We start from the raw sequence: 24662 nt of genomic DNA, 5'->3' as shown, positions 1-24662 counted from the left end.
GAAGACATGCGGGACCACCGATCTCCCCAGCAGCTCATGGACAATCCCCCACTCATGTCCGCACCGCCCGCCGAACCCACCCAAGCCCCCGCGAGCACCGCCCTGCCCTGGCGCGACGCGCTCAAGGTCTACCTCGAACCCGCCACCCTGCGCATGCTGGCGCTGGGCTTCTCGGCCGGCCTGCCGCTGCTGCTGGTGCTGGGCACGCTGAGCTTTCGGCTGCGCGAGGCGGGCATCGACCGCGCCACCATCGGCTACCTGAGCTGGGTCGGGCTGGCCTATGGCTTCAAGTGGGTCTGGGCGCCGCTGGTCGACCGGCTGCCGCTGCCGCCGCTGACCACGCTGCTCGGGCGCCGGCGCGGCTGGCTGCTGCTGGCGCAGGGCGTAGTGATCGCCGGGCTGATCGGCATGGCGATGAACGATCCGCGTCAGGGGCTGACGCCGATGATCTGGTGTGCATTGCTGGTGGCCTTCGGCTCGGCCACGCAGGACATTGCCCTAGACGCCTTCCGCATCGAATCGGCCGAGACGCGCAAGCAGGCCGCGCTGGCCGCCGCCTATCAAACGGGCTATCGGCTGGCGATGATCTGGGCCGGTGCCGGGGTCCTGTGGGTGGCCAACGTCGCTGAGGGGCCGGTAGCCGATTCGGTCGCCGCCAGTTGCCGGGCCGCAACCGGTGCGATCGGGAGCTCCATCATCCAGGCGGCGAGTGCCGCCAACACCTATGCGCAGGGCGCTTGGCGCACCGCCTATCTGGTCATGGCCGGCTCGATGGTCATCGGCATTTTGACGGTGCTGTTTTCTCCTGAGCCGGTGCCACGCGAACTGCCGAAGGCACGAGGCGCCGCCGATTGGCTACGCAGTGCGCTGATCGAACCTTTTGCCGACTTCATCGGCCGCTACCGCTGGCAGGCGGCTTTGATCTTGGCACTGATCGCCGTTTACCGGATCAGCGATGTGGTCATGGGCATCATGGCCAATCCGTTCTACGTCGATATGTGCTTCACCAAGAATGAGGTGGCCACGATCAGCAAGTCTTTCGGCGTAGTCATGACTTTAGTAGGCGCGTTCGTGGGTGGCGTGCTGTCGATGCGGCTGGGCGTGATGCGGGTGCTGATGCTGGGCGCGGTGCTCAGCGCGGCGAGCAACCTGCTCTACGCTTGGCTGGCCACGCGCGGGCATGACACCACCGCCCTGATCGCCGTGGTCTCGGCCGACAACCTGGCCGGCGGCATCGCCTCGGCGGCCTTCATCGCCTATCTGTCGAGCCTGACCAACGTCAGCTACTCGGCCACGCAGTACGCACTGTTCAGCTCGCTGATGCTGCTGCTGCCGAAGTTCATCGCCGGCTACTCGGGCGCCTTTGTCGACGCCTACGGCTACAGCACCTTCTTCACCGCCACCGCGCTGCTGGGCGTGCCGGTGCTGCTGCTGGTGGCGCTGGCCGCGCGTTCGGCGGCCCGCACAGGCGGCGGCGAGCGTCAATAGGGCCTGCGCCGGAGCTGTCATCTATAGGAAACAGCCGACGCAACCCGATACGCATCGCTGGTAGGCTGTGACATTCATTGCGTGAAAATTGCGCTTTTCCGGTATTTCTTCTGTCGTTGACGCCTTTTCGCCTGTCGCCAGCCCCCACATCCATCGTGCCGTCCCGAATTTCTCCCCTTCAAATCAGTGCCTACACGGCCACCTCGGCCGTCGGCGTCGGCAAGGAAGCGCACGCTGACGCGCTCGCGCACTCGCGCAGCGGCCTGCGTGCCAACGATTTCGGCGATGCGCCGCTGCCGACCTGGATCGGCCGCGTCGACGGGCTGGAAGACGTTCGACTGCCCGAATCGGCGATGTCGTGGGACTGCCGCAACAACCGGCTGGCCTGGCTGGGCCTGCAGGCCGACGGCTTCCTCGAAGCGGTCGCGGCCGCACGCGAGAAGTACGGCGCCACGCGCATCGCGCTGGTGCTCGGCACCTCCACGGCCAGCATCGGCGAGACCGAGCTGGCCTACACGCAGCTCGACGCCGACGGCAACTTTCCGCCGGACCAGCGCCGCGCGGCGGTCCACACGCCGCATTCGCTGGCCATGTTCGTGCAGCAGGTGCTGGGCATCGACGGCCCGAGCGAGACGATTTCGACCGCCTGTTCGTCCAGCGCCAAGGTGTTCGCCTCGGCCGAGCGCCTGATCCGCCTGGGCCTGGCCGATGCGGCCGTGGTCGGCGGCGCCGACACGCTGTGCGGCAGCGTGCTGTTCGGCTTCAACGCGCTGGAGCTGGTCTCCACCGAGCCCTGCCGCCCGTTCGACGCGGGGCGCAAGGGCATCAGCCTCGGCGAAGCGGCGGGCTTCGCGCTGGTCGAGCGCATGCAGGCCGGTGACACCGCCACGCCGCTGCTGTTGGGCTATGGCGAAGCAAGCGACGCACACCACATGTCGACGCCGCACCCCGAGGGCCTGGGCGCCGAGCGCGCGCTCGACGACGCGCTGGCGCGCGCGGGCCTGTCGACCGACGCCATCGACTACATCAACATGCACGGCACGGCGAGCCAGAAGAACGACGAGGTCGAGGGCGCGCTGGTGGCGCGCCGCTTCCCGGCGCGCACGCACGCCAGCTCGACCAAGGGCTTCATGGGCCACACGCTGGGTGCTGCGGGCATCGTCGAGGCAGTGATTTGCCTGCTGGCGATCGAGCGCGGCCTGATGCCGGGCACGGTCAACACGCGCACGCTGGACGAAGGCTTCGGCCCGCAGATCAAGCTCGAACCTGCGACGGGCGAGGTGCGCTACGCGCTCTCCAATTCCTTCGGCTTCGGCGGCAACAACTGCGCGCTGGTCTTCGGCAAGGCGGTGAACGCATGAACACGCCTCCCACGCTGTACATCGAAGGCCCCGCCTTCTGGACCCCCACGCTGCCCGGCTGGGAGGCTGCGCGCGCGGCCTTCCGCGGCGAAGGTGCGCTGGCCGATCCGCCCGCCAAGCGGCCCTCGCCGCAGGTGCTGGCCCCGGCCGAGCGCCGCCGCGCGCCCGACACCGTGGCGCTGGCGCTCGAAGTGGCCGCCGCGGCCATCGCGGGCGCGGACCGCAACGCGGCCGACGTGCCCTGCGTGTTCACGTCGGCGCACGGCGACCTGTCGATCAACGACTACATGTGCAGCACGCTCGCGGGCGACCCGAAGATGCTGTCGCCCACCAAGTTCCACAACTCGGTGCACAACGCGGCCGTGGGCTACTGGACCATCGGCACCGGCTGCATGGCGGCCAGCAACGCCGTCTCGGCCTACGGCCACAGCTTTGCCGCCGGCCTGCTCGAAGCGGCCGTGCAGTGCGCAGCCGACCAGACGCCGGTGCTGCTCGTGGGCTACGACGCCCCCACGGTCGGCGCGCTGACCTCGGTGACCGACAGCCGCGGCCTGCTGGCCGTGGCGCTGGTGATCGCGCCCGAGCGCACGGCCCGCACCGTGGCCAGCCTCGACTGGTCGCTGGTCGGCGATGCCGCCGGCACGGCCACGGCGCCGCGCTCGGCCGCCGCCGCCACGCTGAAGGACATCAACCCGATGGCCGACGCCCTGCCCCTGTTCGAGACGCTGGCACAGGTCCCGGGCAGCGCGGACGCGCCCATCGACCTGCCGCTGTCGGCCGCACTGGCCCTGCGGCTGCGCCTGCAGGCCGCGGGCTGATCGGCCCCCCGCCGGGGCGGTGCGTGATGCCACACGCGAACCGCGCCCCGGTCCGTCATCATTGCCGCATGGCGCCCATGAGACCTGGGCGAGGCGCTATGTTTTTCGCAGCGATCCAGGTTGACAGGGCGATGCTGCGTTTACCCAACTTTACGGAGCGTTCAAGCCCGCTTGCTCCCGGTGAACGACCATGAAGCGCATGAGCACCCCCCAACTCCTGATGATCGAAGACGACGCCCGCCTGGCGCAGATGGTGGGCGAGTACCTGACGCAGTCGGGTTTCGCCTTCAACCACGCCGGCGACGGCGCCAGCGGCCTGGAGCAGCTGCAGCAGCACGCGCCCGACCTGGTGATCCTCGACCTGATGCTGCCCGACACCGACGGCCTCGAGGTCTGCCGCCGCATCCGCGCCCTGCCCGGCCCGCTGGCCAAGGTGTCGGTGCTGATGCTGACCGCCAAGGGCGACCCGATGGACCGCATCATCGGCCTGGAGATCGGCGCCGACGACTACCTGCCCAAGCCCTTCGAGCCGCGCGAGCTGCTGGCGCGCATCCGCGCCGTGCTGCGCCGTCGCAGCGAGAACGCCACCGAGGCCGAAGCCTCCACGGTGATGCGCTTCGGCACCCTCGAGATCGACCGCAACGCGCGCACCGTGTCGGTGGCCGGCGCGCTGGCCGACCTCACCTCCTACCAGTTCGACCTGCTGGTGGCGATGGCCGAACGCGCGGGCCGCGTGCTCACGCGCGACCAGATCATGGAAGCCGTGCGCGGCCGCGAGCTCGAAGCCTTCGACCGCTCGATCGACGTGCACATGGGCCGCATCCGCGCCGCCATCGAGGTCGACGCGAAGAACCCGAAGCGCATCCTGACGGTACGCGGCGTGGGCTACGTCTTCGCCAAGCAGCAAGACTAGGACGCGCCCCGCGATGCTGCGCAGCCTCTACCGCCGCCATCTCTACGTCCGCATCTGGCTCGCGGTGGTCGGCGGCGTGGTCATCCTCACGCTGATGGCCAACTGGATCGTGCGCGTGGCCGCCGAGGCCGAGCGCGAGCGCCTGGCGCCCGTGCCGCGCGAGGTGGTCGTGCTCGACAGCCAGGACCGCACCATCGGCACCGGCAAGGCCATGCGCGTGCCCGGCCAAGGGCTGGAGTTCGACGTGACGCTGAGCGACGGCCGCGACATGACGCTGCGCGTGGCGCCGCGCGAGCGGGCGCCCGGCACCGGCGGCTTCGCGCCCTGGCGCACGCCGTTCGGGCTGGGCTGGATGATTGCGCTCGTGGGCGTGGCGGTGGCACTGGGCGTCTACCCGATCGTGCGGCGCATCACCCAGCGGCTCGAAACCCTGCAGCGCGGCGTGCAGCGCTGGGGCGAGGGCGACCTGTCGGCGCGCGTGCCCGAGGAAGGACAAGACGAAGTGGCCGATCTCTCCAAACTTTTCAACGCCTCCGCCGAACGCATCGAACAGCTGGTGCGTTCGCACAAGTCGCTGCTGGCAAATGCCTCGCACGAACTGCGCTCGCCGCTCACCCGCATCCGCATGGGCCTGGAGCTCATGGGCGACCGGCCGAGCCCGACGGCGCGCGAAGAAATCTCGCGCAACATCGGCGAGCTCGACCAGCTCATCGACGAGATCCTGCTGGCCAGCCGGCTCGACGCCAGCGAGGCCGACATGGGCACCATCGAAGCCGTCGACCTGACCGGCCTCGCCGCTGAAGAGTGCGCGCAGGTGAACGCCGAACTCGACCTGGCCGAAGGCACCGACAACGCGACGCTCACCGTGCCGGGCGTGTCGCGCCTGCTGCGCCGCGCGATCCGCAACCTGCTCGAAAACGCGCGCCGCTACGGCGCCGGCGAGATCAGCGTCGAACTCGGCAGCGCCGACGGCTACGCCACGGTGCGCGTCAACGACCGCGGGCCGGGCGTGCCGGTGGCGCTGCGCGAACGCATCTTCGAACCCTTCTACCGCCTGCCGGGCGCCAGCGAGCGCAACGGCGGCGTCGGCCTCGGGCTGGCGCTGGTGAAGTCGATCGCCGAACGCCACGGCGGCTCGGTGCAGTGCGAAGACCGGCCGGGCGGGGGCGCGAGCTTCGTGATCCGCCTGCCAGCCAAAGGCCCTGCCGCCGCAGCGCACTGAGCGCCTTCGGGTGCGCAGGGGCAAGTCAGGTTGGGCTGAGAGGCCGCACCTAAAATCCCGCCCCTATGCAGAGATCGCACATCGTTCGGCCCGCGGCCATGTTCTGGGGGCTGGTGGTGTTCATGCCGGTCGGCGTCACCTACCTGTCGGCCATCCTGCTGCTGCTCACCCTGCTGGTGGGCGGCGGCTTGCGCGAGCGCTACGCGCGACTGCGCGCCAACCCGTTGTGGTGGCCGGTGGTCGCCTACGTGGCCTGGACCTTCATCGTGCTCGCCGTGCGGCCGCACTACCCCGAGACCCCTTCCAACCTGTTCCACGGACTGCGCATCGCCCTCACCTTCCTGATGGCGATGGCGCTCACGCGCGAAGAGGCGCTGTGGGCATTGCGCGGCTTCCTGCTGATCGCGGCGCTCAACATCGTGCTCATCGTGCTGCACTACAGCCTGGGCTTTCCGGTGCCGGGCGCGTTGCGCGGCGTGGTGATGGAGGTGGGCAACAAGTCGATCAGCAACGCGCTGCTGTTCAGCATCGTCGCAGCCAGCGCCGCGGTCTACGGGTTGTCGCAGATCACGGGGCACCGGCCCCTGCGCGCGCTGGCGGCCTTTGCGCTCGTGCTCGGGCTGGGCGCCGTCGTCGCGCTGCCGCTCACGTCGCGCACCTCGGTGCTCGCGCTGCTGCTGGTGATTCCGGTGGTCTGCCTGCATCAGTGGAAGAACCACCTGAAGGCCCTGTCGGCCGCGCTGATCCTGGGTGCAGTGGTGATCGGTGCGGGCCTGTACCAGCTGCCGCAGCTGCAGCAGAAGGTCGAGACCGGCATCGAGGAACTCGAGAAGGCGCAGACCGGCGCCGTGTTCCACGGCAGCTGGATCATTCGCTACTACATGTACCGCGACACCGGCGCCATGATTGCCGACCAGCCCGTCGCGGGCTGGGGCATCGGCGGCTGGACCGAGCAGTGGCACAAGCGCGGCCCGGCGCTGTTCGCCGACTCCAACATGCCGCACAACGACTTCCTCTGGGTGGGCGCGCAAGGCGGCATCCCGGGCATCCTGAGCCTGCTGGCGATCATGCTCGTCGCCGTCTGGCAGGCCTGGCGCCGGCCCGACATCGCGGGCCGCTACGCACTGGCCGCGACGCTGATCGCGCTCATCGCGTCGAGCGTGAACTCGGCGATGCGCGATGCGCAGATCGGTCTGGCGGTGCTGTGGATCGCGATGGTCTACCTGCGGCTGGCGCAGGAAGCGCAGGACCCCGATCCGTGGCGCGGCTTGTGGCCGGTGCGGCCGGTGCGGCCGGCCCGTCTTCAGACCTGACCGCGGTCGGCCTTCTGCTTCTGCGCGGCAGCAAACTGCTTGCCGCTGAGCCCGACAAAGAAATAGATCGTCACGGCGTGCAGCACGCCGATGAAGAGCAGCGAGAACAGCAACGGCCCCATCTGCGGGGCCAGGGCCCCGGCCAGCAGGCCCACGCCCAGCCCGAACACGGCCTGAAGCACCAGGTCGACCGCCAGCATGCCGAGCACGGCACGCGGCTTTTCTTCGCGGGTGAAGTAGCGGCCGTTGCGCTTGCCGAACGCCATGCACGCCCACATGACAGCGCCCAGCAGCGCCGCCGTGTTGGTGCCGGCGTTGGTCTTGACGCCCAGCAGACTCAGCGCGATGGCGATGCCGAGCAGCAACACCAGGTAGGCGAGGCCGAATCGCACCAACAGGCCGCGGATCGACACCTCAACCTCAGTGGCGGCTCGACACGGTCTCGCCCGCCTTCAGGCGGTACACCGTGCCGCAGTACGGGCACTTGGCTTCGCCGGTGCGCGCCACGTCGAGGTAGACCTTCGGGTGGCCGTTCCAGAGCTTCATGTCGGCCTTGGGGCTGGGGCAGAACACGCCGCCCTGGTGGTTGAGCTCCTTCGCGAGGAGTTCGACGACTGCATTGGTGGACATGTTTTCTCTCAGACCTTCGTGAGCCAGTGGGCGTACTTGGGATTCTTGCCGTTCACGATGTCGAAGAAGGCCGATTGGATCTTCTCGGTGACCGGGCCGCGCGAGCCGCCGTCGCCGCGGTTGCCGATCTCGATGCGGTCGAGTTCGCGAATCGGTGTCACTTCAGCGGCGGTGCCGGTGAAGAAGGCTTCGTCGGAAATGTAGACCTCGTCGCGCGTGATGCGCTTTTGCACCAGCTCGATGCCGAGGTCCTTGCAGATGTGCAGGATGGTGTTGCGCGTGATGCCGTTCAGGGCGCCGGCCGACAGGTCGGGCGTGTAGACCACGCCGTTCTTGACCACGAACACGTTCTCGCCCGCGCCTTCCGACACGAAGCCGCTCGCGTCGAGCAGCAGCGCCTCGTCGTAGCCGTCGTCCAGCGCTTCCATGTTGGCCAGGATCGAGTTGGTGTAGTTGCTGACCGACTTGGCCTGCGTCATCGTGATGTTCACGTGGTGGCGCGTGTAGCTCGAGGTCTTCACGCGGATGCCGCGGCGCATGCCTTCTTCACCGAGGTAGGCGCCCCAGGACCATGCGGCGACCATGGCGTGGATCTTGTTGCCCTTGGGGCTCACGCCGAGCTTTTCGGAGCCGATCCAGATCAGCGGGCGCAGGTAGCAGCTCTCGAGCTTGTTCTCGCGAACCACCTGTTTCTGGGCTTCGTTCAGCTGTTCGTGCGTGAAGGGGATCTTCATGCGCAGGATCTTGGCGCTGTTGAACAGGCGCTCGGTGTGCTCGGCCAGGCGGAAGATGGACGTGCCGCCGTCGGCCGTCTTGTAGGCGCGCACGCCCTCGAAGGCGCCGCACCCGTAGTGCAGCGTGTGGCTCAGCACGTGGATCTTGGCGTCGCGCCAGTCCACGAGTTCGCCGTCCATCCAGATCTTGCCGTCACGGTCGTCCAGCGAGGGGGGGATCGAGCTCATTTCCTGATTCCTTTGGGAGCGGTGTGGGGTGCGACCGGGGGGGAAGTCGCAAAAGCTTTCGATTTTAAGGCCGCCCCCAGAACCGGGTGCCCGACAATGGCCGGTTGTGCCAACCAGTGGAAAAAGGGTTCCCGTGTCCGTATTCAAGAACGTCATCGTCTATCGCATCGAACCTGCCTGGTCCCAATCACTGACCGAGGCAGAAGAAGGGCTCGGCAAGCAACGCTTCGTGCCTTGCGGCCCCTCGCAGGAAAAGTCCGCCGGCTGGGTCGAGCCCCGCGGCGAAGCCAACGGCCCGCTGGTCGAATCCATCGACGGCCAGTGGCTGGTCGAGTACATGATCGAAAGCAAGCAGGTCCCCGGCTCCGTGGTGCGCCGCAAGCTCGACGAGCGCTGCGCCCACATCGAGACGACCACCGGCCGCAAGCCCGGCAAGAAGGAAAAGAAGGAGCTCAAGGAAGACATCACCCTCGAGCTGCTGCCCATGGCCTTCACGCGCAGCGCGCGCGTGACGGTGTGGATCGACAAGGCCGAGAACCGCCTCGTGATCAACAGCGGCAACGCGGCGCGCGCCGACGAAGTGGTCACCAGCCTCGTGAAGTCGCTCGACGGCTTTGCCGTGGCGCTGATCAACACGCAGATCGAGCCGGCCGCCGCCATGGCCAACTGGCTGCTGACGCAGGAGCCGCCGGCCGGCTTCAGCATCGACCGCGAGTGCGAGCTCAAGGCCTCCGACGACTCGAAGGCCGTGGTGCGCTACGCCAAGCACGCGCTGGACATCGACGAGGTCAAGCAGCACATCACCGACGGCAAGCGCCCGACGCGCCTGGCGCTCACCTGGGACGACCGCGTGTCCTTCGAGCTGACGCACGGCCTGCTGATCCGCAAGATCACCTTCCTCGAAGGCACGGGCGACGGTGCGGCGGGCGGCAAGAAGGAAGACAACTTCGACGCCGACGTGGCCATTGCCACCGGCGAACTCGGCCAGCTGGTGCCGGCGCTGCTCGACGCGCTGGGCGGCGAGGCGGCGTTCTCGGCGGCACCGCCGGACGAAGCGCCCAAGGCTGCGGCTACTGCCACCGCGCCTGCGGCGCAGGCCGACACCCCCGAAGAAGAAGACGCGCCGTTCTAAGCAAGGCTGAGGCGAAGCGCCCGCGCCGCCTTCAGGCCGCGGGCGTTTCTTCGTCGGCCGGCGTCTCGGGCCGCGTGAGCGTCCAGCTCTGCAGCTTGCCGCCGTTGAACACGGTGTCGACGTAGGAGCCGCCGGCGTCGGTCCAGCGGTACAGCTCGGGCTGCTCGTTCTCGGGCGAGCGCAGCTCGCCGAGCGCACGCGTCATCGCAATGACGTGCATCAGCGTCACGCCGGGCTTGAGCTTGGCATTGAGCATCACCGAGCTCGCCACCGTGCCCATCGGCCGGTCGGCGGCCCGCTTGAGCACCTGCATCGTGCGGTTGAAGTGCATCAGCAGGAACATCACGATGGCGCCGCCGGCGAGCGCCACGCCGCCCCAACCGTATTGGTGCCACGACAGGCCGAGGAGCACGACGGCCCCCACGGGCACCAGCAATTTCTGAAAATTCATGGGGCGCATTGTCGCCGCCCGGTGGAAGGCCCCCGCAAGCCGATGCAGTGGCCCCAGGGGTCGCGCACCTGCGCCATGTGCTCGTCGGCGTACCAGCGCAGTGCGGCGTTCACATCGGTGACGTGAACCATGACGGCGGCAATGGGGGGAACGGTGGATTTCATTCGGCGGCAGCGGGAAACGGGCCGCGATTGTGCAGCCCCGACCGCGTCGCAGTAGCGACCGTGGCTACCGCCGGGCGCAGAAAGCGGTACTCGCGGCGAAATGCGCAGGGGGCGGCGGTGGGTGCGGGCACATTTCGCCGCACGGGCATCTGCCCGGGCCACCGAGAAACGCATGAACATCCAGCGCTCCGTCAGCATCGTTCGACTCACCCTTGCCGCCGCACTCGCGGGCACCGCACTCAGCGGCTGCTACGTGGTGCCGCTCGGGCAACCCGCTCCCATCGCGCCGTCGCAGCAAAGCTATGCCGTCGCACCGGGGCCTGTGTCACAGACCTTCAGCGCGCGGCTCTATCCGTCGAACGCCGAAGCCGCGCGCTACGGCGCCGTCGGGGGCACGGTGACCAACGACATGAACGGCCGCGGCCACTTCAATGCGCAGATCGGCGCCGAACAGTTTCAGGGAGAGGCGACCCGCGTGGCCGGCTCGCGCACCACCGGTGTGGCCAACGCCACCGGCAGTCGCGGCGGCAACCTGAGTTGCCAGTACACGATGAACTCCGCCACCTTGGGCAGCGGCCAGTGCGTGCTCAACAACGGGCCGGCGTTCACGATGCACATCGGAAGCTAAGCAAAGAATCAGAGAAGGCCAGGGAGGCCAGGGAGGCCAGGGAAGTTGGGGAGGGTATGCCCGGCGCGTCCACCACGCGCCGGGCATTTTTTTCTTCGGCCTGCCCGTTCACCAGTTCACGAGTTGGCGCATCTTGCGTCGCAGCTCGCGCTCACGCTTCTGCTCGGCGTTCCAGTCGTCGCGGATGGCCAGCGTGACCGACAGCGCCATCAGCAGGATCACGAACGCAAACGGCAAGGCGAACACGATGGTCGCCGTCTGTATGGCCTTGATGCCGCCCGCGAACAGCAGGCTCAGCGCAATGGCCGCCACCAGCACGCCCCAGGTGATCTTCACGCGGGCCGGCGGGTTGGGGTTGCCCTTGGTGCTCATGATGCCCAGCACCAGCGTCGCGGAATCGCCCGAGGTCACGAAGAACACGAACACCAGCAGCGTGGCCACGATCGACAGCAGCCCGCCCATGGGCATGGCCTTGAACATCACGAACATGGTGGTCGACACGTCGGCCTTCACCGACTCGACCAGCGGCACACCCTGGAAGATCTCGAAGTTGAGCGCCGCGCCGCCGAACACCGAGAACCAGGCGAAGCCCACCAGCGTGGGCGCGATCACCGTGCCCAGGATGAACTGGCGGATCGTGCGGCCGCGCGAGACGCGCGCAATGAACAGGCCCACGAACGGCGACCACGCCAGCCACCAGGCCCAGTAGAAGAGTGTCCAGTCGGCCACCCACGAGCTGTTGCGGAACGGGTTCATGCGCAGGCTCATGCGCACGAACTCGGCCAGGTACGAGCCCAGCGTGTTGGTGAAGGTCTCGACGATGGCAATGGTCGGCCCCACGATCAGCACCGTGAGCGCCAGCAGCGCCGCCAGCACCAGGTTGCCCATCGACAGCCACTTCACGCCGCGCTCGACGCCCGTGACCGCCGAGGTGATGAACAGCACCGTCGTCACCACGATGATCGTCGCCTGCGTCCAGCGGCCGATCTCGGCACCGAAGGCCGCATGCAGCCCACTGTTGATCTGCGTCGCACCCATGCCCAGCGAGGCCGCGACACCGAAGGCCGTGGCCACCACCGCCAGCACATTGAAGGCCGGCGACAGCCGCTGCACGAAGCGCCACGGCAGCGCCTCGGTGGCCGAACTGACCAGCGGCAGCGCCTTGCGGCGGAAGCTGAAGAAGGCAATCGACAGGCCGACGATGCCGTAGATCGCCCAGGGGTGCAGTCCCCAGTGGAAGAAGGCGTAGCGCATGGCCACGCCGGCCGCATCGGGCGTGCCGGGGATCACGCCCGGCGGCGGGTTCGCGTAGTGCGAGATCGGCTCGGCCACGCCCCAGAACACCAGGCCAATGCCCATGCCGGCCGCGAACAGCATCGCGAACCAGGCGCCGATGGAGAACTCGGGCTCGTCGTCTTCATCGCCCAGCTTCAGGTCGCCGAAGCGGCTGAAGGCCAGGAAGACGGCCAGCACCACCAGCCCGAGCACCACCCACAGGTAGAACCAGCCGAAGTTGCGCGTGATGTCGGCGAGCGCGGTGCTGAACACGCGGTCGAGCGACGCGGGAGAGATCAACCCCCACAGCACGACCACGGCGATCAGGCCGGCGGAGACGATGAGTTGCATGGCGGGACCCTCCAGAAAAATGAATGATGCGCCTGCCGCGCCGCGCGTCAGTCCAGACGCCGCACCACGTCCATCGCTTCTTCGATGCGGTCGACCGGGTGAATGGTCAGGCCTTCGATTTCCTTGGTGCCCTTGCGCGGCGCGTTCGCCTTCGGCACCACGGCCACGCTGAAGCCCAGCTTGGCCGCCTCGCGCAGGCGCTCCTGGCCGCGCGGCGCGGGACGCACCTCGCCGGCCAGGCCCACTTCGCCGAAGGCGATGAAGCCCTTGGGCAGCGGCTTTCCGCGCAGGCTCGAGGTGATGGCCAGCATCACGGCCAGGTCGGCCGCGGGTTCGGTGATGCGCACGCCGCCCACCGCGTTGACGAACACGTCCTGGTCCATGCAGGCCACGCCCGCGTGGCGGTGCAGCACGGCCAGCAGCATCGCGAGGCGGTCGCGGTCCAGGCCCACCGACAAGCGGCGCGGGCTCGGACCGCCGTTGTCGACCAGCGCCTGGATTTCCACCAGCATCGGCCGCGTGCCTTCGAGCGTGACCAGCACCACGCTGCCGGGCACCGGCTCGGCATGCTGGCTCAGGAAGATCGCGCTCGGGTTGGTCACGCCCTTCAGGCCGCGCTCGGTCATGGCGAACACGCCGATCTCGTTCACCGCGCCGAAGCGGTTCTTGATGGCGCGCACGAGGCGAAAGCTCGAGTGCGTGTCGCCTTCGAAGTACAGCACCGTGTCGACCATGTGCTCGAGCACGCGCGGGCCGGCCAGCGCACCTTCTTTGGTGACGTGGCCCACCAGCACCACGGCCGTGCCGCTGGTCTTGGCAAAGCGCGTGAGGTGCGCCGCGCATTCGCGCACCTGCGCCACCGAGCCGGGCGCGGAGGTGAGCTGGTCGGAGTACACGGTCTGGATCGAGTCGATCACCGCGATGGCCGGGCGCGTGGCGTCGAGCGTGGCGATGATCTTTTCCAACTGGATCTCGGCCAGCACCTGCACCTGCGAGTGGTCGAGCCCGAGCCGCCGCGAGCGCAGCGCCACTTGCGCGCCGCTTTCTTCGCCGGTGACGTAGAGCGCGTTCTGCCCTGCGCGCTGCAGCGCATCGACCGCCTGCAGCAGCAGCGTCGACTTGCCGATGCCCGGGTCGCCGCCGATCAGCGTGACGCCGCCCGACACGATGCCGCCGCCGAGCACGCGGTCGAGTTCGTCGATGCCCGTGGGCGTGCGTGCGATGTCGGTCGCTTCGATTTCAGACAGCGTGGCCAGTTCGGACGCGCCCGCGAGCGATGCGAACTGCGTGCCGAAGCGGTTGTTGGCCGGTCCGTTGGCCGCACCGGCGACCTGTTCGATGAGTGTGTTCCATGCACCGCAGCTCGGGCATTTGCCGAGCCACTTGGGGCTGGTGCCGCCGCATTCGCTGCAGACGAAAGTTGTTTTGTCCTTGGCCATCTGGTGAGTTTAGGTGTCCGCACAAACCCTGATGGCCGCCACCTTGGAAAGAAACGACGAATCATTTAACATGTTAAGTAATTTCACGAGAGACATGCCTTGAGCACCACCTTCACGCACCGCAATTTGCCGCGCCTGCTGCTGCAGGCCCGCGAAGCCGTGATGGCCCACACGCGGCCCAGCCTGCGCGAGCACGCGCTGTCCGACCAGCAATGGCGCGTGCTGCGCGTGCTCGGCGAGCACGGCGCGGTCGACACCGGCCGCGTGGCGCGCGAGGCTTTCATCCTCGGCCCCAGCCTCACGGGCGTGCTCGCACGCATGGAGCGCGACAACCTCATCACCCGCGCCCGCGACCCGGCCGACCAGCGCCGCACCGTGGTCGAGGCCACGCCGCACGGCATGAAGCTCGTGAAGCGCCTGGGCACCAGCATCGAGGCGCACTACGACTGGATGGAACAGTCGCTGGGCAAGGCCAAGCTGACGCAGCTCTACGGCCTGCTGGACGAACTGATTGCGCTGGAGCAACCCGAACCATGACCACCACCTTTCTTCCCACCGGCACCGTGTACGGCACGCTGCTGAACTTCCGCGCTGAAGCCGCGGCGCTCGCGCCGCAGATGACCGAGGCGCCCTACAAGGCACCACCGAAGGCGCCCGTGCTCTACGTGAAAACGGCCAACACCTGGAGCCCGCACGGCAGCGCGATCCCCGTGCCCGCCGCGGTGCCCGACGTGGAAGTCGGTGCCAGCATCGGCATGGTGATCGGCGCCGAGGGCGACGTCGAAGGCTTCGTGCTGCTGAACGACCTGTCGATCCCGCATGCGAGCTTCTTCCGCCCGCCGGTGAAGTTCAAGTGCGTCGACGGCTTCCTGGGCATCGGCCCGGCGCTGCGCGACGCGCAGGACGTGGCCGACCCGGCGCAGTTCCGCGTCGAGGTGCGCATCAACGGCGAGCTGAAGCAGTCGATCGACTTCTCGCAGCTCGTGCGGCCCGCACCGCAGCTGCTCGCAGACGTGAGCGAGTTCATGACGCTGGCGCACGGCGACGTGCTGATGCTCGGCTGCGACCTCGGCCGCCCGCTGGCCCGCGCGGGTGACCGCATCGACATCTCCGCGCCAGGGTTCGAAACCCTGAGCCATACGTTGGTGAAGGAAGCAACGGCATGAAGCACGCACGCGTCATCTTCGAAGGCCGCGAGCACACCGGCACCGCGCACGAATTCAACGGCCAGGCCGACGCCGCCGTGCGGCTGGACGACGGCCGCGTCGTGCCGCAGGAACAGCTCGTGTGGCTGCCGCCGCTCGCGCCCACGGCGCGCCCGCGCACCATCCTCGCGCTGGGCCTGAACTACGCCGACCACGCGAAAGAACTGGAGTTCAAGGCGCCCGAGGAACCGCTGGTGTTCGTCAAGGGCCAGAGCACGCTCATCGGCCACCGCCAGTTCACGCACCGCCCGGCCGACGTGAAGTTCATGCACTACGAGTGCGAACTCGCCATCGTGGTCGGCAAGACCGCCAAGCACGTGAAGCGCGACAACGCCTACGACTTCATCGGCGGCTACACGGTGGCCAACGACTACGCGATTCGCGACTACCTCGAGAACTGGTACCGCCCCAACCTGCGCGTGAAGAACCGCGACACCTGCACGCCGCTGGGCCCGTGGTTCGTCGATGCGGCCGACGTGGCCGACCCGATGGCGCTCGCGCTGCGCACCACGGTGAACGGCACCGTCACGCAGCAGGGCAACACGCGCGACATGATCTTCGACGCGCCCTTCCTCATCGAATACTTCAGCCGCTTCATGACGCTGTCGCCGGGCGACCTGATCCTCACCGGCACGCCCGATGGCGTGGTCGATTGCCAGCCGGGCGATGTGGTCGTGACCGAGATCGACGGCATCGGCGCGCTGGTCAACACCATCGCCGCGCGCTGACAGGCCGACTGCGCCACCCCTTTCAAAAAAACGGAGACACACCGCCATGACGACGACTGCCAGAAACAAGACCTTCCGCCTTGCTGCCGCCCTCGTGGCGGCCAGCGCCGCCACGCTGCTGCTCGCACCGGCCGCGACCGCACAGACCGCCTCGGCCTACCCGACCAAGCCCGTGCGCTGGGTCGTGGGCTACCCGGCCGGCGGCGGCACCGACTACCTCGCGCGCACGGCCGGCGCGCAGCTCTCGCAGCAGCTCGCACAGCCCGTCACGGTGGACAACCGTCCCGGCGCAGGCGCGATCATCGCGTCGGAAAACGTGGCGCGTTCGCCGGGCGACGGCTACACCGTGTTCTCGGCCGACAACGGCGTGCTGGTCTACAACCCCGCGCTCTACAAGAAGCTGCCCTACGACGCCGAGAAAGACTTCGCGCTGCTCGGCATGATGGGCCGCTCGCCGCTGATCATCACGGCCGCGCCGGGCGCGGGCTTCAGCGACGCCAAGGCGCTCATCGCCGCACTCAAGGCCTCGCCGGGCAAGTACAGCATCGCCACGCCGGGCACCGGCAGCCCGCACCACCTGGCCTACGAGCTGTTCCAGCGCGAAGCCGGCGTCTCGCTGCTGCACATTCCCTACAAGGGCGGCGCGCCGGCCCTGCAAGACCTCATGGGCAACCAGGTGCCGCTGATGATGCTCGACCTGCCCAGCGGCATCAGCGCCGTGAAGGCCGGCAAGGTCATTCCGCTGATGGCCATGTCGGCCGAGCGCGTGCCGCAGCTGCCCCAGCTGCCGACGGCCAAGGAACTCGGCTACGCCGTCGAGGCCTACACCTGGCAGGGGCTGGTGGCACCGGCCGCCACGCCCAAGGACATCCAGGCGCGCCTCGGCGCCGACCTGCTCAAAAGCATGAACGACCCCGGCGTGAAGCAGAAGCTCTACGACGCCGGCTGGGAAGCCCGCCCCACGGACGCCGCCGAGATGGCCCGCTTCGTGGACACCGAACGCAAGAAGTGGCACGCGCTGATCAAGGCGCGCGACATCAAGCTCGACTGACGACACACCGCCGCAAGGCCGCAACACCTTCACGCCCATGCAACAGATCCATCACCTCATCGACGGCAAGCCAGTCCAAGGCGCCGACTACTTCGAGACCGTCAACCCCGCCACGCAGGAAGTGCTGGCCGAAGTCGCCTCGGGTGGCGAAGCCGAAGTGAATGCCGCCGTGGCGGCCGCCAAGGCCGCGTTCCCCAAGTGGGCCGGCATGCCCGCGCCCGAGCGCGCGAAGCTGATCCGCAAGCTCGGCGACCTCATCGCCAAGCACGTGCCCGAGATCGCACAGACCGAGACCAACGACTGCGGCCAGGTGATCGCGCAGACCGGCAAGCAGCTCATTCCGCGCGCGGCCGACAACTTCTACTACTTCGCCGAGATGTGCACGCGCGTCGACGGCCACACCTACCCCACGCCCACGCACCTGAACTACACGCTGTTCCATCCGGTGGGCGTGTGCGCGCTCATCAGCCCGTGGAACGTACCGTTCATGACGGCCACCTGGAAGGTCGCGCCCTGCCTGGCCTTCGGCAACACGGCCGTGCTGAAGATGAGCGAACTCTCGCCGCTGACGGCCGCGCGCCTGGGCGAGCTGGCGCTCGAAGCGGGCATTCCGCCCGGCGTACTGAACCTCGTGCACGGCTACGGCAAGGAAGCCGGTGAGCCGCTGGTGGCGCACCCCGACGTGCGCGCGATCTCGTTCACCGGCTCCACCGCCACGGGCAACCGCATCGTGAAGAGCGCGGGCCTGAAGAAGTTCAGCATGGAGCTCGGCGGCAAGAGCCCCTTCGTGATCTTCGAAGACGCCGACCTCGACCGTGCGCTCGACGCGGCCGTGTTCATGATCTTCAGCAACAACGGCGAGCGTTGCACGGCGGGCTCGCGCATCCTGGTGCAGCAGTCGATCTACGCCGACTTCGCCGCCAAGTTCGCCGAGCGCGCCAAGCGCATCACCGTGGGCGACCCGCTCGACGAGAAGACCATCGTCGGCCCGATGATTTCGCAGGCCCACCTGGCCAAGGTGCGCAGCTACATCGAGCTCGGTCCGAAGGAAGGCGCCACGCTGCTGTGCGGCGGCCTCGATGCACCGTCGAACCTGCCCGACCGCGTGAAGAAGGGCAACTACGTGATGCCCACCGTGTTCGCCGATGTCGACAACCGCATGAAGATCGCGCAGGAAGAAATCTTCGGCCCGGTCGCCTGCCTGATCCCGTTCAAGGACGAGGCGCACGCCATCGAACTGGCCAACGACATCGCCTACGGCCTGAGCAGCTACGTGTGGACCGAGAACATCGGCAAGGCGCACCGCGTGGCCGCCGCGGTCGAGGCCGGCATGTGCTTCGTCAACAGCCAGAACGTGCGAGACCTGCGCCAGCCCTTCGGCGGCACCAAGGCCTCGGGCACGGGCCGCGAAGGCGGCACCTGGAGCTACGAAGTGTTCTGCGAGCCGAAGAACATCGCGGTGTCGATGGGCTCGCACCACATTCCGCACTGGGGCGTGGCGTGAACACGCAACGCCGCACGCTGCTGCAGGGCGCCGCCGCATTCGCGGCCCTGCCGTCGCTGGCGCGCGCGCAAGCTGCATGGCCGAACAAACCCGTGCGCATCGTCATGCCCTTCACGCCCGGCGGCACCACCGACTTCGTCGCGCGCCTCGTCGGCCTCGAACTCGGCAAGGCGCTGGGCCAGCCGGTGATCGTCGAGAACAAGCCCGGTGCCGGCACGGTGATCGGCGTCGATGCGGTCGCCAAGTCGGCGCCCGACGGCCACAGTTTCGTGTGCGTGGCCAACAGCTTCACGGCCAACCAAACGCTGGTGCGCAAGCTGCCCTACGACACGCTGAAAGACCTGCGCCCGGTTGCGCTCATGGGCATGTCGGAGCACGTGCTCGCCACGCACCCGGGCAGCGGCCTGAAGACGCTGGCCGACCTCCGCAACCAGGCCAGGGCCAAGCCCGGCACGCTGAGCTTCGCCTCCTTCGGCAACGGCACCTCGGCGCACCTGTCGGGCGAGATGCTCAAGCTGCAGATGGGCCTGGACATCGTGCACGTGCCCTACAAGGGCCAGGGCCCCGCGCTGGCCGACCTGCTCGGCGGCCAGGTGACCGTCATGTTCGGCAACTGGCCCGAGTTCCGCGGCCATGTGCAGGCCGGCAAGCTGGTGGCGCTGGGCATGGCGACCGCGCAGCGCTCGCAGTACGCGCCCGCGATACCCACACTGGCCGAACAGGGCATGGCCATCGAGTCCAATTCGTGGAACGGCCTGCTGGCCCCGGCCGGCACGCCCGACGCCATCGTGCAACGCATGAACGCCGAGGTGAACCGCGCCCTGGCATCGCCGGCCGTGACCGAGGCGTTCCACAAGGGCGGCATCGCGTCCCTGTCGGGCACGCCCGAGCGCTTTGCCGAGTTCATCCGCAGCGAGATCGCGAAGTACGGCGACGTGATCCGCAAGGCCAACATCCAGATCGAAGGCTGACCCATGAGCCTCTATGCGATGCAGAAGTTCTTGTTCGCGCTGAACCGCGACGCCGAGGTGCAGCGCCGCTTCGGCGAAGGCGGCGACACGCGCGCCGCGCTGCTGGCCGGCTACGACCTGAACGACGAAGAGCGCGAAGCGATCGGCACCGGCGACATCGGCAAGCTCTACGTGCTCGGGTGCAACGGCCAGTTGCTGATGCACTTCGCGCCGTTGCTGGGCATCGCATGGGCGGACTACCTCGAAGCCATGCGCGAAGGCGTGCGCAAGTACGGCCCCGTGCGCGCGGGCATCTATGCGATGACGACAGGCACGAACGAAAAGGTGGCAGGCGTATGAGTCTGGTTTTTGCAGGCGTGTGCAGCCACGCCCCCGGCATCACGGGCCGCGCCCACCTGGCCGATCCGGCGGTGAAGGACGAGTTCCACGCGCAGTTCCATCGCTTCGGCGAGGCGATGCGCGCGACCAAGCCCGACGCGGTGATCGTCATCGCGGCCGAGCACTTCGCGAACTTCTTCATGAACAACATGCCGGCCTACGCCATCGGCATGGCCGACAGCTACGAGGGCCCGATCGAAGACCCGAAGTGGCTGGGCATCGAGGCGCGCACCATCCCCGGCGACGCCGCGCTGTCGCAGCGCCTGATCCGCGAAGTGATGCAGACCGTGGATGTGGCCTACGCGGAAGAGTGGAAGTTCGACCACGGCATCATGGTGCCGCTGAACTTCCTCACGCCGAACTTCGACACCAAGGTCATTCCCGTGAACATCAACTGCCAGGGCCCGCCGCTCACGCCGCTGCACCGCGCGTGGGCCTTCGGCGAGGCCTTGCGCCGCGCCTGCGACAAGGCGCCCGAGCGCATCGCGCTGGTGGGCACGGGCGGCATCTCGCACTGGCCGGCCACGCCCGATTCGGGCAAGGTGAATGCCGAGTGGGACGCCGAGTTCATGCGCCGCTGGTGCGCCAACGACCGCGAGGCGCTGCTCTCGCAAGACGACTACAACGACGAGGCCACGTACCGCGAAGCGGGCCAGGGCGGCTTCGAGATCCGCACCTTCCTGAGCGTGGCCGCGGCCGCGCGCGGCAAGGGCGAGATCTTCCACATGAAGGCCATCCCGATCTTCGCGGTGACCTGCACGGCCGCCGTGATGTCGGTGGCCTGAACCCAAAAAAGAGAACACGCATGCCGCACCTCGTGATCCTGTACACGCCCAACATCGAGGCCGAGACCGACGTGTCGGCGCTGTGCCGCACGCTGGCCGACACCATGCTCGCGCAGCGCGACGAGGCCGGCAAGCCGGTGTTCCCCACGGGCGGCACGCGCGTGCTGGCCTACCCGGCCGCGCACTACGCGGTGGCCGACGGCCAGGCCGACTACGCCTTCGTGTACCTCAACCTGCGCATGGCCTCGGGCCGTTCCGAGGCGGTGAAGAAGAAAGCCGGCGACGCGCTGCTGGCTGCCGTGCGCACGCATTTCGAACCCGTCTTCTCGCAGCGCCACATCGGCATCACACTGCAGATCGACGAAGCGCCGGGGCAGGTGTACGACGGCAAGCACAGCAACCTGCACCCCCTGTTCAACAAGACCTAAGCACAAGAAGCGAGCCCCCATGCTCTCCACCGCCACCATCGCCCAACTGGCCGCCGAACTGCACGAGAGCGAGAAGTCGCGCGTGCAGGTCGAGCATTTTTCCAAGCGCTTCCCCGAGATGACGATCGAGGACGGCTACGCCATCTCGCGCGAATGGGTGAAGCACAAGATCGCCGAAGGCCGCATCGTGAAGGGCCACAAGATCGGCCTCACCTCGCGCGCCATGCAGCAGTCCAGCCAGATCGACGAGCCCGACTACGGCACGCTGCTGGACGACATGTTCTTCGAGCAGGGCGGCGACATTCCGTTCACGCGCTTCATCGCGCCGCGCATCGAGGTCGAGCTGGCCTTCGTGCTCGGCAAGAAGCTGCAGGGCCCGAACGTGACCCTCTTCGACGTGCTGGCCGCCACCGACTACGTGGTGCCCGCCATCGAGATCATCGACGCGCGCATCGAGCAGTTCGACCGCCACACCAAGGCGCCGCGCAAGGTGTTCGACACCATTTCCGACAACGCGGCCAATGCCGGCATCGTGCTCGGCGGCCGGCCGGTGAAGCCCGACGCGGTCGACCTGCGCTGGGTGAGCGCGCTGCTCTACAAGAACGGCGTGATCGAAGAGTCGGGCGTGGCCGCGGCCGTGCTCAACCACCCGGCCACCGGCGTGGCCTGGCTCGCGAACAAGCTCGCGCCGTGGGACGAATGCCTCGAAGCCGGCGAGATCGTGCTGGGCGGTTCGTTCACGCGCCCCACCACCGCCGTGCCGGGCGACACCTTCCACGCCGACTACGGCCCTTTGGGCTCCATCGCTTTCCGTTTCGTCTGACGAGTTTTTTCCATGCACACCCCACTCAACACTTTCAAGCAGGCCATGCAGGCCGGCCAAGCGCAAATCGGCCTGTGGGTCGGCCTGGGCGACGGCTACGTGGCCGAGCTGCTGGCCGGCACCGGCTACGACTGGCTGCTGGTCGACGGCGAGCACGCGCCCAACGACGTGCGCTCGGTGCTCGCGCAACTGCAGGGCATTTCCAGCGCGTGGTCGGCGCAGCCCGACGCGCAGCGCTCGCACCCCATCGTGCGCATTCCCGTCGGCGACACCACGCTGATCAAGCAGTACCTGGACATCGGCGCGCAGACGCTGCTGGTGCCGATGGTCGACACCGCCGAGCAGGCCGCCAAGCTGGTGCAGGGCATGCGCTACCCGCCCGAAGGCATCCGCGGCATGGGCAGTGCGCTGGCGCGCGCCTCGCGCTGGCAGGCGTATCCCGACTACCTGCACGAAGCCAACGCACAGACCTGCCTGCTGGTGCAGGCCGAGACGGTCGAGGCGATGAAGAACCTCGACGCCATCGCGGCCACGCCGGGCGTGGACGGCGTGTTCATCGGCCCGGCCGACCTGTCGGCCTCGATGGGCTTCGTGGGCCAACCCAACCACCCCGAAGTGCAGGCCGTGATCGCCGACGCCGTCGCGCGCATCCGCAAGGCCGGCAAGGCGGCCGGCATCCTGTCGACCACCGAGGAACAGGCGCGCAAATGGCTCGCGGCCGGCGCGCTGTTCGTGGCCGTGGGCGTCGACACGATCCTGCTCGCGGCGGCGGCGAAGCAGCTGCTTGCGAAGTACAAGACCGCGCCGGGCGCCACCGCGCCCAACGGCTACTGACCTCCCACGCCCCCTTTCACGAGCCAGCTTCCGCCAGCCGCATGACCACGCCCACCGACCCGACACCCAAGCGCTTTCGCTCCGCCACCATCCGCGAGGGCACGATCCGCGCGACCACGCGCAGCTTCCTGCACGCACTGGGCCAGGACGACGAGGACATCGCGCGCCCGCATGTCGGCGTGTTCCACACAGGCGGCGAGATGAGCCCGTGCAACCTGAACCTGCGCGAGCAGGCGCAGCACGCCAAGACCGGCATCTACGCGGGCGGCGGCACGCCGCACGAATGCCCCGTGGTGTCGGTGAGCGACGGCCTGACGATGGCGCATTCGGGCATGCGCTTCTCGCTGATCTCGCGCGAGCTCATCGCCGACAGCGTGGAAGCGTCCACGCGCGGCCACCAGTGGGACGGCATCTTCGCCATCGGCGCCTGCGACAAGAACCTGCCGGGCCTGATGATGGGCATGGTCCGCTGCAACGTGCCCAGCGTGTTCGTGCACGGCGGCTCGGCCCTGCCGGGGCAGATGCCCGGGCCCGATGGCCGCGACCTCAACGTGGTCGACACCTACGAGACCATCGGCAAGGTGCTGGCCGGCACGGCCACGCACGACGAGCTCGACGCGATGAGCCGCGCCTGCCTGCCCACGGCCGGCGCCTGCGCGGGGCAGTTCACGGCCAACACGATGGGCATGGTGTCGGAAGCACTGGGCCTGGCGCCCATCGGCTCGAGCATGGTGCCCGCGGTGTTCAGCGAGCGCGCGCCGCTGATGCGCCGCGCCGCGAAACAGCTCATGAAGGCGGTGATGGGCGACGGTCCGCTGCCGCGCGACGTCGTGACGCGCAAGGCGCTCGAAAACGCCTGTGCCGTGGTCTCGGCCACGGGCGGTTCGACCAACGCGGCGCTGCATCTGCCGGCGATCGCGCACGAGGCCGGCATCAAGTTCCACCTGGACGACGTGGCCGAAATTTTCGCGCGCACGCCGCTCATTGCCGACCTGCGCCCAGGCGGCCAGTACCTGGCGCGCGACGTGTACTACATCGGCGGCGCGGGCGTCATCTTGCGCACGCTGCTGGAACAAGGCTTCCTGCACGGCGACGCCCTCACCTTCACCGGCCGCACGCTGGCCGAGGAAGTGGCCGACGCTGCCGCGCCCGACGGCCGCGTGGTGCGCGCAGCGGGCAACCCGATCACGCGCGACGGCGGGCTGGCGGTGCTCAAGGGCAACCTCTGCCCCGACGGCGCGCTGCTCAAGACGGCAGGCTTGCAGACGCTGGTGCACCGCGGCCCGGCGCGCGTCTTCAACTCGGAAGAAGAAGCACAGGCCGCCGTGCAGAACCGCCGCTACGAAGCGGGCGACGTGATCGTCATCCGCAACGAAGGCCCCAAGGGCAGCCCCGGCATGCGCGAGATGCTGGGCATCACCGCGCTGCTGTACGGCCAGGGCATGGGCGACAAGGTGGCGCTGCTGACCGACGGGCGTTTTTCGGGCGCCACGCGCGGCCTGTGCATCGGCTACGCGGGGCCCGAGGCGGCCGACGGCGGGCCGATCGCGGTGCTGCGCGACGGCGACATGGTGGCCATCGATGCACGCGCCGCGGCGCGCAGCATTTCGGTGGAGCTGAGCGCCGAAGAAATCGCCTCGCGGCTGGCCGGACGTGAGGTAAACGCGGGGGTGGTGCACGGTGGTTTGTTGGAAAAATACGCGCTCACCGTGCGCCCTGCCCACCAGGGCGCCGTGACCCACTCGGGCGCGGTCACCTGGCTGCGCGACGAGTCGTGATCCTGTTGACTCCTCACCCACCCGAAAAGA

The 24662-nt window shown here is 68.5% G+C and carries 27 protein-coding genes; 20 read left to right on the top strand and 7 right to left on the bottom strand.

All coding sequences use genetic code 11. From position 1 onward, the window contains the following. Positions 1-36 precede the first annotated feature (36 nt). The 6 genes from CLU95_RS16450 to CLU95_RS16425 all read left to right on the top strand — a co-directional run bounded on the left by CLU95_RS16450 (position 37) and on the right by CLU95_RS16425 (position 7115). The gene (locus CLU95_RS16450; RefSeq protein ID WP_099794606.1) at positions 37-1488 is read left to right on the top strand and encodes an AmpG family muropeptide MFS transporter; all 1452 of its coding nucleotides are present in this window, start codon (positions 37-39) and stop codon (positions 1486-1488) included. A gap of 155 nt (positions 1489-1643) precedes the next feature. Then, a complete protein-coding gene (locus CLU95_RS16445) occupies positions 1644-2849 on the top strand; it encodes a beta-ketoacyl-[acyl-carrier-protein] synthase family protein (protein ID WP_180288624.1) in 1206 nt (401 codons plus the stop codon). Then, positions 2846-3667 carry a beta-ketoacyl synthase chain length factor gene (locus CLU95_RS16440; protein WP_099794605.1) on the top strand — a complete coding sequence of 274 codons (822 nt, stop codon included), beginning with the start codon at positions 2846-2848 and terminating at the stop codon, positions 3665-3667. The genes CLU95_RS16445 and CLU95_RS16440 overlap by 4 nt, the downstream gene beginning before the upstream one ends. 190 nt (positions 3668-3857) lie before the next feature. Further along, entirely contained in the window at positions 3858-4580 is a 723-nt protein-coding gene (locus tag CLU95_RS16435) for a response regulator transcription factor (RefSeq protein WP_099794604.1), read from the top strand. Between the two features lie 13 nt (positions 4581-4593). After that, a complete protein-coding gene (locus CLU95_RS16430) occupies positions 4594-5802 on the top strand; it encodes an ATP-binding protein (RefSeq protein ID WP_099794603.1) in 1209 nt (402 codons plus the stop codon). Between the two features lie 65 nt (positions 5803-5867). Further along, positions 5868-7115, top strand: coding sequence for an O-antigen ligase family protein (locus CLU95_RS16425; RefSeq protein WP_099794602.1), 1248 nt, complete (start codon positions 5868-5870; stop codon positions 7113-7115). Here CLU95_RS16425 and CLU95_RS16420 read toward each other — a convergent pair. Genes CLU95_RS16420 through CLU95_RS16410 form a run of 3 tightly spaced genes read right to left on the bottom strand, consistent with a single transcriptional unit; the run spans position 7106 to position 8707 of the window. Further along, entirely contained in the window at positions 7106-7528 is a 423-nt protein-coding gene (locus tag CLU95_RS16420; RefSeq protein WP_099794601.1) for an ABZJ_00895 family protein, read from the bottom strand. The genes CLU95_RS16425 and CLU95_RS16420 overlap by 10 nt on opposite strands. A 7-nt stretch (positions 7529-7535) precedes the next feature. Further along, positions 7536-7745, bottom strand: a complete 210-nt coding sequence (locus CLU95_RS16415; RefSeq protein ID WP_056583879.1) for a zinc-finger domain-containing protein — start codon at positions 7743-7745, stop codon at positions 7536-7538. An 8-nt stretch (positions 7746-7753) separates the two neighbouring features. After that, positions 7754-8707, bottom strand: coding sequence for a branched-chain amino acid transaminase (locus CLU95_RS16410; RefSeq protein ID WP_099794600.1), 954 nt, complete (start codon positions 8705-8707; stop codon positions 7754-7756). A 133-nt stretch (positions 8708-8840) separates the two neighbouring features. Here CLU95_RS16410 and CLU95_RS16405 point away from each other — a divergent pair, with 133 nt between their 5' ends. Beyond that, positions 8841-9839 (top strand): recombination-associated protein RdgC, encoded by a 999-nt coding sequence (locus CLU95_RS16405; RefSeq protein ID WP_099794599.1) that lies wholly within the window; start codon positions 8841-8843, stop codon positions 9837-9839. A gap of 31 nt (positions 9840-9870) precedes the next feature. Here the strand turns inward: CLU95_RS16405 and CLU95_RS16400 are convergent, their stop codons facing one another. Continuing rightward, positions 9871-10299 (bottom strand): glycerate kinase, encoded by a 429-nt coding sequence (locus CLU95_RS16400; protein ID WP_099794598.1) that lies wholly within the window; start codon positions 10297-10299, stop codon positions 9871-9873. After that, complete coding sequence (locus CLU95_RS30920) at positions 10287-10454, bottom strand: hypothetical protein (protein ID WP_180288623.1); 168 nt, start codon at positions 10452-10454, stop codon at positions 10287-10289. Before CLU95_RS30920 ends, CLU95_RS16400 begins: the two co-directional genes overlap by 13 nt. Positions 10455-10626: 172 nt before the next feature. Here CLU95_RS30920 and CLU95_RS16395 point away from each other — a divergent pair, with 172 nt between their 5' ends. Beyond that, the gene (locus CLU95_RS16395) at positions 10627-11082 is read left to right on the top strand and encodes a hypothetical protein (RefSeq protein ID WP_099794597.1); all 456 of its coding nucleotides are present in this window, start codon (positions 10627-10629) and stop codon (positions 11080-11082) included. A 108-nt stretch (positions 11083-11190) separates the two neighbouring features. Here the strand turns inward: CLU95_RS16395 and CLU95_RS16390 are convergent, their stop codons facing one another. Further along, the gene (locus tag CLU95_RS16390) at positions 11191-12708 is read right to left on the bottom strand and encodes a BCCT family transporter (protein ID WP_099794596.1); all 1518 of its coding nucleotides are present in this window, start codon (positions 12706-12708) and stop codon (positions 11191-11193) included. Between the two features lie 47 nt (positions 12709-12755). Then, positions 12756-14147 (bottom strand): DNA repair protein RadA, encoded by a 1392-nt coding sequence (radA, locus tag CLU95_RS16385; RefSeq protein ID WP_099794595.1) that lies wholly within the window; start codon positions 14145-14147, stop codon positions 12756-12758. Positions 14148-14246: 99 nt separating this feature from the next. Between radA and hpaR the strand changes: the two genes are divergently transcribed. From hpaR to ilvD, 12 genes are read left to right on the top strand one after another with little or no spacing between them, the layout of a single operon-like run. Next, entirely contained in the window at positions 14247-14684 is a 438-nt protein-coding gene (hpaR, locus tag CLU95_RS16380) for a homoprotocatechuate degradation operon regulator HpaR (RefSeq protein ID WP_056583837.1), read from the top strand. Beyond that, a complete protein-coding gene (locus CLU95_RS16375) occupies positions 14681-15313 on the top strand; it encodes a fumarylacetoacetate hydrolase family protein (protein WP_099794594.1) in 633 nt (210 codons plus the stop codon). Before hpaR ends, CLU95_RS16375 begins: the two co-directional genes overlap by 4 nt. Further along, complete coding sequence (locus CLU95_RS16370) at positions 15310-16080, top strand: fumarylacetoacetate hydrolase family protein (protein ID WP_099794593.1); 771 nt, start codon at positions 15310-15312, stop codon at positions 16078-16080. The genes CLU95_RS16375 and CLU95_RS16370 overlap by 4 nt, the downstream gene beginning before the upstream one ends. Before the next feature lie 46 nt (positions 16081-16126). Next, positions 16127-17131 (top strand): Bug family tripartite tricarboxylate transporter substrate binding protein, encoded by a 1005-nt coding sequence (locus CLU95_RS16365; protein ID WP_099794592.1) that lies wholly within the window; start codon positions 16127-16129, stop codon positions 17129-17131. 37 nt (positions 17132-17168) lie between these two features. Next, positions 17169-18635, top strand: coding sequence for a 5-carboxymethyl-2-hydroxymuconate semialdehyde dehydrogenase (hpaE, locus tag CLU95_RS16360; protein ID WP_099794591.1), 1467 nt, complete (start codon positions 17169-17171; stop codon positions 18633-18635). Beyond that, a complete protein-coding gene (locus tag CLU95_RS16355; RefSeq protein ID WP_099794590.1) occupies positions 18632-19606 on the top strand; it encodes a Bug family tripartite tricarboxylate transporter substrate binding protein in 975 nt (324 codons plus the stop codon). Before hpaE ends, CLU95_RS16355 begins: the two co-directional genes overlap by 4 nt. A gap of 3 nt (positions 19607-19609) precedes the next feature. Continuing rightward, positions 19610-19945 carry an aromatic ring-opening dioxygenase subunit LigA gene (locus tag CLU95_RS16350; RefSeq protein ID WP_099794589.1) on the top strand — a complete coding sequence of 112 codons (336 nt, stop codon included), beginning with the start codon at positions 19610-19612 and terminating at the stop codon, positions 19943-19945. Further along, positions 19942-20769, top strand: a complete 828-nt coding sequence (locus CLU95_RS16345; RefSeq protein ID WP_099794588.1) for an extradiol ring-cleavage dioxygenase — start codon at positions 19942-19944, stop codon at positions 20767-20769. Before CLU95_RS16350 ends, CLU95_RS16345 begins: the two co-directional genes overlap by 4 nt. Before the next feature lie 20 nt (positions 20770-20789). After that, entirely contained in the window at positions 20790-21197 is a 408-nt protein-coding gene (locus CLU95_RS16340) for a 5-carboxymethyl-2-hydroxymuconate Delta-isomerase (protein ID WP_099794587.1), read from the top strand. Positions 21198-21216: 19 nt separating this feature from the next. Then, on the top strand, positions 21217-22020 hold the full coding sequence (gene hpaH / locus CLU95_RS16335; RefSeq protein WP_099794586.1) for a 2-oxo-hept-4-ene-1,7-dioate hydratase: 804 nt from the start codon (positions 21217-21219) through the stop codon (positions 22018-22020). Between the two features lie 12 nt (positions 22021-22032). Beyond that, the gene (hpaI, locus tag CLU95_RS16330; RefSeq protein WP_099794585.1) at positions 22033-22854 is read left to right on the top strand and encodes a 4-hydroxy-2-oxoheptanedioate aldolase; all 822 of its coding nucleotides are present in this window, start codon (positions 22033-22035) and stop codon (positions 22852-22854) included. A gap of 41 nt (positions 22855-22895) precedes the next feature. Next, the gene (gene ilvD / locus CLU95_RS16325) at positions 22896-24632 is read left to right on the top strand and encodes a dihydroxy-acid dehydratase (protein ID WP_099794584.1); all 1737 of its coding nucleotides are present in this window, start codon (positions 22896-22898) and stop codon (positions 24630-24632) included. Positions 24633-24662 lie beyond the last annotated feature (30 nt).

The organism is Variovorax sp. 54, assembly GCF_002754375.1.
Lineage (GTDB): Bacteria > Pseudomonadota > Gammaproteobacteria > Burkholderiales > Burkholderiaceae_C > Variovorax.
The sequence above is the reverse complement of the archived record's forward strand: the minus strand, read 5'-3'. Positions and strand labels throughout refer to the sequence as shown.